The 6,879-nt window shown below is 66.3% G+C and carries 7 protein-coding genes; 5 read left to right on the top strand and 2 right to left on the bottom strand.

The genetic code is table 11. From position 1 onward, the window contains the following. Positions 1 to 118: 118 nt before the first annotated feature. Together QZY67_RS11265 and QZY67_RS11260 are read right to left on the bottom strand one after the other, a co-directional pair. Positions 119 to 454, bottom strand: a complete 336-nt coding sequence (locus QZY67_RS11265) for a hypothetical protein (RefSeq protein ID WP_295370369.1) — start codon at positions 452 to 454, stop codon at positions 119 to 121. 12 nt (positions 455 to 466) lie between these two features. Beyond that, on the bottom strand, positions 467 to 1,663 hold the full coding sequence (locus tag QZY67_RS11260) for a hypothetical protein (RefSeq protein WP_295370368.1): 1,197 nt from the start codon (positions 1,661 to 1,663) through the stop codon (positions 467 to 469). A 202-nt stretch (positions 1,664 to 1,865) separates the two neighbouring features. Between QZY67_RS11260 and QZY67_RS11255 the strand changes: the two genes are divergently transcribed. The 5 genes from QZY67_RS11255 (at position 1,866) to QZY67_RS11235 (ending at position 6,737) form a co-directional block, all read left to right on the top strand. After that, positions 1,866 to 3,038 (top strand): NADP-dependent malic enzyme, encoded by a 1,173-nt coding sequence (locus QZY67_RS11255; RefSeq protein WP_295370366.1) that lies wholly within the window; start codon positions 1,866 to 1,868, stop codon positions 3,036 to 3,038. Positions 3,039 to 3,136: 98 nt separating this feature from the next. Then, entirely contained in the window at positions 3,137 to 3,973 is an 837-nt protein-coding gene (locus tag QZY67_RS11250; protein ID WP_295370364.1) for a hypothetical protein, read from the top strand. Positions 3,974 to 4,012: 39 nt separating this feature from the next. Continuing rightward, complete coding sequence (locus tag QZY67_RS11245) at positions 4,013 to 4,696, top strand: response regulator transcription factor (protein ID WP_295370362.1); 684 nt, start codon at positions 4,013 to 4,015, stop codon at positions 4,694 to 4,696. Then, entirely contained in the window at positions 4,693 to 5,184 is a 492-nt protein-coding gene (locus QZY67_RS11240; RefSeq protein ID WP_294531622.1) for a hypothetical protein, read from the top strand. The genes QZY67_RS11245 and QZY67_RS11240 overlap by 4 nt, the downstream gene beginning before the upstream one ends. Positions 5,185 to 5,243: 59 nt before the next feature. After that, positions 5,244 to 6,737 carry a HAMP domain-containing sensor histidine kinase gene (locus tag QZY67_RS11235; protein ID WP_295370359.1) on the top strand — a complete coding sequence of 498 codons (1,494 nt, stop codon included), beginning with the start codon at positions 5,244 to 5,246 and terminating at the stop codon, positions 6,735 to 6,737. Positions 6,738 to 6,879 lie beyond the last annotated feature (142 nt).

Genomic DNA, 6,879 nt, shown 5'->3' with positions numbered 1-6,879 from the left:
GACTGGAGAGGCGCCGCTGGCGCGACGCCTCTCCTACTAAAACTCTATATTTCCTACCAGGGGCTTTTTTGTACTGTCCGTATAATCTGGGGCTGTTCAGCCGCTCCGGGGTGGAAAATCAGGATTGTTCCAGCAGCAGCTGGTACACGGCGCCCTGGACATAGTCCATGTCCTCAAAGGTGACACCGGGAGCGGGACAGAGCAGGATGCCGCCATCCGCGCAGGAGACCAAAATGTGATACTCCTCCTCCAGACGGCGGGCCATCTCCTCGTTGTCCCGGCTGGTAAAGGCCACCAACACCAGCGGCCCGTGAAACGCAAAGGGGTCGTCGGGAGCGTCCACCCGCAGACCGTCCTCCTCCAGCTCCAGCATCCGGCCCAGCAGGTGCCGCAGCAGTCTGGCCCGACGTTCATCGGACGGGACGGGCGCATGATTCATCAGAACGGTTCTCATGGGCAGACCTCCTCACCAGTCCAGCGCCTCTCCCACGGCCAGGCGGAAGGTATACCCGTCCTCCCGAAGGGCGGGCAGAATGGTGGCCAGTATCTGGGCCGAGCGGGCGTCGTCGTCCAGGGTGATATAGGCCAGGGACCGCTTGGCGTCCACGCTGCGGAGCACCGACGACGCGCTGTAAGAGACGGAGGAGGACTCGGGCGGGGACACGTTGCCCACCCAGGCCGACCAGCCGTCCGCCTCCAGGGCGGCGATGGTGCCGTCGTCCCCGTTCTCCACCAGGACGGTGCGGGTGTTCATATGGGTGGCCAGCTCCAGCAGCCGGTTCCCCTCGGAGAGCAGCTGGGCGGCATCGGCGGCAGGCCCGCCCGCCACCGACAGCCCCACGCCGTGCCCCGCCCCCACCATGCGGCGGATGAGGGCGGCGCTGTCCCCAACGGCGTCCGGCGGCAGGAAGAAGAGGGCGGAGAGGTTCTCCTGGGCCAAGAGGTCCAGGATATCGGCCAGCCCCGTCCCGTCGGTGTGGCGGAAGGCCAGGGAGACCGTCACATGCCGCTTGTCCCCGCTGTCCGTGTCCGTGGGGGACGGCGAGGGAGAGGGCGTGGGGACCGACGGGGAGGGAGACGCCGGCTGGGAGGGGGACGGAGAGGGGTTCAGGCTCTCCTGGGCCTGCCAGTACTTTTTATAGGCGTCGGCAATGGAGGTGGACAGGGCAGAGTCCATGAAATCCCGGTCGGAGAGCACCGCGCTGGAGGTGGTCAGGCGGATGACCTGGCCGTAGGCCGTGGCCTCCTGATAGGACTGGATGCCGAAAAAGGAGCATACGCTGGGCATGGAGACATAGATCATGCTGCCCCGGACAACGGCCCGGGTGTACCCGGTGTTGCCGTCCCGGTCCTCGCAGGTGCCGGCGTTCAGGTCGTATTTCAGCAGCGCCTGCTTGGTGTAGAGGGTCAGGACATTGTCCCGCAGGGAGTACTTGACGCCCAGGTCCACGTCCACCACATTGGGGTCAAACACCGTATAGGGGAGATAGTAGGTGCCGCCCACCTGGATGGGCATATTTGTGGAGCTGATAGGGGTGATTACCTGGTCGTTAAGGGCCAGAATGGTAATCCTGCCCTCGGCCGCCCGGGCGCCGGACAGGGAGATCCCCAGCACAATGGCGGCGGCGCACAGCAGGGAGAGCAGGCATTTTTTCCAGTTCATATTCAGCACACCTCCCGGAAAAAGGGATGGAGGAAAGGGGATGGGGCAATACATAATTATTATACCACACCCCCTCCGGCCGGGTAAAGTGGAAAGAACCGGGCCGCCCTTGCGCCATCCCGGCGGGCATAGTATAATAACAAAATAATTGCCCCCGAGCGGCAGAGCGCCGCCGGGAAATCATGTGAAAAGAGGCCCGTCTATGGATTATGCAAAAGAGTCCCTGCGCCTGCACTACCAGTGGAGAGGCAAGCTGAGTGTAACGCCCAAGGTGGCGGTGGACAGCCGGGAGGCCCTCTCCCTGGCCTATACCCCCGGCGTGGCAGCCCCCTGCCTGGAAATTCAGAAGGACCCGGACAAGAGCTTTGCGCTCACCGGCCGGTGGAACACGGTCACCGTCGTCACCGACGGCACCGCCGTACTGGGCCTGGGCGACATCGGCCCCGAGGCCGGCATGCCCGTCATGGAGGGCAAGTGCCTCCTGCTCAAGGCCTTCGGCGGCGTGGACGCCATCCCCCTGTGCATCCGCAGCAAGGACGTGGACGACATTGTCAATACCATCCGCCTGCTCTCCGGCTCCTTCGGCGGCGTCAACCTGGAGGACATCTCCGCCCCCCGGTGCTTTGAGATTGAGAAGCGGCTGAAGGAGTGCTGCGACATCCCCATCTTCCATGATGACCAGCACGGCACCGCCATTGTGGTGGCGGCCGCCCTTACCAACGCCCTCAGGCTCACCGGGAAGAACATCGGGGATATCCGCGCCGTGTTCTCCGGCGCGGGGGCGGCGGGCACCGCCGTGTTCAAGCTGCTGTGGAAGATGGGCCTGCGCCACGCCGTCCTCTGCGACATCCACGGCGTGGTCTATCCCGGCCGGCCCGACCTGGCCGGCGATCCCTGGCTCTCCGAGCTGGCCGAGCTGAGCCGGCCCGCTGTCCGGGGCGGCCTGGCCGAGGCCATGGCGGGCGCCGACCTGTTTGTGGGCGTGTCCGCCCCCAACCTGGTCACCCAGGACATGGTGCGCTCCATGGCCAAGGACCCCATCCTCTTTGCCATGGCAAACCCGGTGCCCGAGATTATGCCCGACGCGGCCCTGGCCGCCGGCGCCGCCGTGGTGGGGACCGGCCGGAGCGACTTCCCCAACCAGATCAACAACATGATGGCCTTCCCCGGCGTGTTCCGGGGCGCCCTGGACGTGCGGGCCAGGGACATCAACGACGAGATGAAGCTGGCCGCCGCCTATGCCCTGGCCGATCTGGTGGGGGACGATCTGGCGCCCGATCACATTGTGCCCGAGGGCTTTGACCCCAGAATTACCCCCGCCGTGGCCCAGGCCGTGGCCCAGGCCGCCCGGGATACCGGCGCGGCCCGGCTGTGAGGGCAGGCATTTTAATTGAGTTTTAAGAATCAGTAAATGGTCTCCGCCCCCTTGCGGAGGTATACTGTTCCCAGATAACAGGAAATGGGGGAACCTCCATGGCAGTGACAATGGAACAGGTGGAGCGCCTCCGGGAGAAGTCGGGCGCCACCTACGAGGCATGCCGGGACGCCCTGGAGCGGACCGGCGGCAATCTGCTGGACGCCATCATTCTGCTGGAGCGGGAGGGGCACAGCCGCACTGCCGGGGCCACCTTCACCACCAGGCCGGGGGAGAAGGCGGCGGAGGCCGCCCGGCTGGTGCTAAGCCCGGAGAACGGCCAGAGCGGCCGGGGAAAGAAGCGCAGCGACTGGCGGGACGGCGCCGCCGAGGTGTGGGAGGCGGGGAAGAACCTGCTCCGCCACGCCACGGTGAACCAGTTCGAGGTGTGGCGCCGGGGGGAGATGATGACCTCCATGCCGGTGCTCATTCTGGCGCTGCTGATCATCCTGGTGTTCTGGATCTCGATGCCCCTGCTGATCATCGGGCTGTTCCTGGGCTGCCGGTACCGCTTCGCGGGGCCGGACCTGGGCAAGGAGTCGGTCAACAGCGTGATGGACAGCATGTCCGACACGGTGGACGGCATGGTGCGGGAGGTGCACCGGGAGTTCACCGGCGAGAAGAAGGAAAAGAAACCGCCCGCCGGCGAGCCGGACCGGGAGGAGAAGCGCCGGGAGCGGCGCAGAAAGGCGGAGGCCGCCGGGGAGAAGGCGGCGAGAGCGGCCGAGCGGGCGGCCAGCGCGGCGGAGCGCGCCGTGAAGAAGGCGGCGGAGGCCGCCCAGCGGGCCGACGTGGCCGACAAGGCCATCAGCGCCGTGGATAAGGCCCTGGGGGCCGTGGACAAGAAGCTGGAGGAGCTGGACCGCTGGCTCTCCAGCGGTGACAAGAAGGAGTAAGGGCGGCGCGACAGGCCGCCTGTTGGGAGGCAAAGGGGTATGCCGGATAAGATTCTGCTGGTGGAGGACGAGGAGAAGCTGGCCCGGGTGGTGGAGCTGGAGCTGCGCTACGAGGGCTACGAGGTGGAGAAGGCCTTTGACGGACGGGAGGGCCTGGAAAAGGCCCTCTCCGGCGGCTTTGACCTGATTCTGCTGGACATCATGCTCCCGTCCATGTCGGGCATGGAGGTGCTCCGCCGCCTGCGGCGGGAGAGCCAGGTGCCCGTTATCATGGTCACCGCCCGGGACACGGTGGTGGACAAGGTGTCCGGCCTGGACTCGGGGGCGGACGACTATATCACCAAGCCCTTTGAGATTGAGGAGCTGCTGGCCCGCATCCGGGCCGCCCTGCGCAAGCGGCCGGCGCGGCAGGAGGGGACCGTCCTCACCGCCGGGCCCCTCACCATGGACCCGGAGCGCCACGAGGTCACCGTGAAGGGCACGGCCGTGGAGCTGACCCGCCGGGAGTTCGACCTGCTGCGCTACCTGCTGGAGAACAAGGAGAAGGTCATCTCCCGGGAGTCCCTGCTGGACAACGTGTGGGGCTTTGACTTCGTGGGGGAGACCAACGCGGTGGACGTGTATATCCGCTTCCTCCGCGCCAAAATTGACGAGGCCTTTGGCATCAAGCTGATCCACACCGTCCGCGGCGTGGGCTATGTCATCCGGGAGGAGAGCGAATGAGAGCGGGAGCGATTGTCTACACCAGCTGCACCGGGCATACCCAGCGGTACGCCCACATGCTGGGCAGGGCTGCGGAGCTGCCGGTGCTGGAGCTGAAGGAGGCCGGTCTGGCCCCCAATACGCCGGTGATCTACCTGGGCTGGCTGATGGCCGGCGGCGTGAAGGGCCTCAAGCAGGCCCGGAAGCGGTTTGACGTACAGGCCGTGTGCGCCGTGGGCATGGCCCTGCCCGAGCAGGTGGACCGGGAGAAGCTGGCCCGGGACAACGGCCTGGACGCCCGGACGCCCCTGTTCTATCTCCGGGGCGGGTATGCCCCGCGGCAGCTCCCGGCCCTGTACAAAGCCGTCATGGCTCCCATGGCCCGGACGGTGGCCAGGCGCCCGGCGGAGACTGAGACGGACCGCCAGATGAAGGAGGCCTTTGCCGCCGGCGGCTGCTGGATTACGGAAGAACAGCTGGCCCCTGTGCTGGCGTGGCTGGAGGGCTGACCCCCGGCGGGAAAAAGCGGACAGGCCGGCGCGTACCGGCGCGGAATGGGGAATGGAGTATGGCAGCGAAACAAGTCAACAGGCCGGAGCGGACCAAGTCCTCCATTGTTCTGAAGCTCAACACCAGGCTCTTTTTCCGCCTGCTGGGTATCTACGTGGGCATGAATCTGCTCATCACCCTGATCTTCTGCGGCGGCATGTTCATCTGGGCCGAGAAGCAGGCGGCCGAGATCAACGGCCTGGTGGAGGAGCGGGGCGTGCCCACGGCGGAGGCCACCGAGTGGATGAACGCGGGCAACTACATCGTCACCGCGGGCGGCGGGACCGGCGAGGGCTTCCGCCTGCCCGAGTGGCTGCCCTCCCCGGACGCCACCGCCCGGGGCGTGCGGTACTTCAATCCGGGCGAGATGAATTTCTTCTTCCTGGTGGCCTTCCACACCGGCGGCGCCACCAGCTACACTGTGGAGATGCCGGGGGAGGAGCCATACGCCATCACCCTGGACCTCCAGGGGCCCATGACCTTCTTCTCCGTGGCGTCCCGGGTGCTGCTGGTGTTCCAGCTTCTCAGCCTCATCTCCAACCTGTTCAAAAACGCCGGGACCATTAAAAAGACCCTGCGTCCCATCCAGGACCTGGCCGCCGCCGCGGCCCGGCTCAACACCGTCTCCGGCATGTCCCCGGAAGAGCTCCAGGCCCTGGCGGGCAAGCTGGACCAGATCAACGCCACCCACCTGGACACCCGCATCTCGGTGACCAGCCAGCAGAAGGAGCTGAAGACCCTGGCCCAGGCCATCAACGCCATGCTGGACCGCATCAACGAGGCCTATCGCTCCCAGATGCGCTTTGTCTCCGACGCCAGCCATGAGCTGCGCACCCCCATCGCCGTCATCCAGGGCTACGCCAACATGCTCAACCGCTGGGGCAAGGACGACCCGGAGACCCGGCAGGAGGCCATCGACGCCATCAGCGCCGAGGCCGCCTCCATGAAGGAGCTGGTGGAGCAGCTGCTCTTCCTGGCCCGGGGGGACAACGAGTCCATGCACGTGGAGTTTGAGGACTTCGACCTGACCGCCGTGGCCGCCGAGGTGCTGCGGGAGACCGAGATGATCGACCAGACCCACCAGTTCTCCGCCCGGTGGGAGGAGAACGTGACCATCCACGCCGACATAGGCCTCATCAAGCAGGCCATGCGCATTCTGGTGGACAACTCCATCAAGTACACCCCCGCCGGCGGACACATCCGCCTGGGGGTGGAGAAACGGGACGGCACCGCCCGTCTCACCGTCCAGGACGAGGGCCAGGGCATCGACGCCGAGAGCCTGCCCCATATCTTTGAGCGCTTTTACCGCACCGACCAGTCCCGGGCCCGCCAGACCGGCGGCACCGGCCTGGGCCTGGCCATCGCCAAGTGGATTGTGGACCGCCACGGCGGCTGGTTCGAGGTGACCAGCCGGGAGGGCATCGGCACCCGCATGACTGTGGTGCTCCCCCTGGCCCCGCCCGCCCGGCAGACCGCCCCCGCCCAGCCGGAGGAGGAGAAAAAGCTGGCCTGAAAAAGAACGAAAAACAGCCCGGCGCGAAGCATTTCGCGCCGGGCTCAGGCTGTCGAAAAAGTCCAGGGACTTTTTCGACAGCCTTCAAAAATGCCGTTACTTTCGCGCCGCACAGCGGCGCAAAAGTCCTCGCTCCGCTCGC

It is taken from the genome of uncultured Pseudoflavonifractor sp. (assembly GCA_904419835.1).
Classification (GTDB): domain Bacteria; phylum Bacillota; class Clostridia; order Oscillospirales; family Oscillospiraceae; genus Pseudoflavonifractor.
The sequence above is the reverse complement of the archived record's forward strand: the minus strand, read 5'-3'. Positions and strand labels throughout refer to the sequence as shown.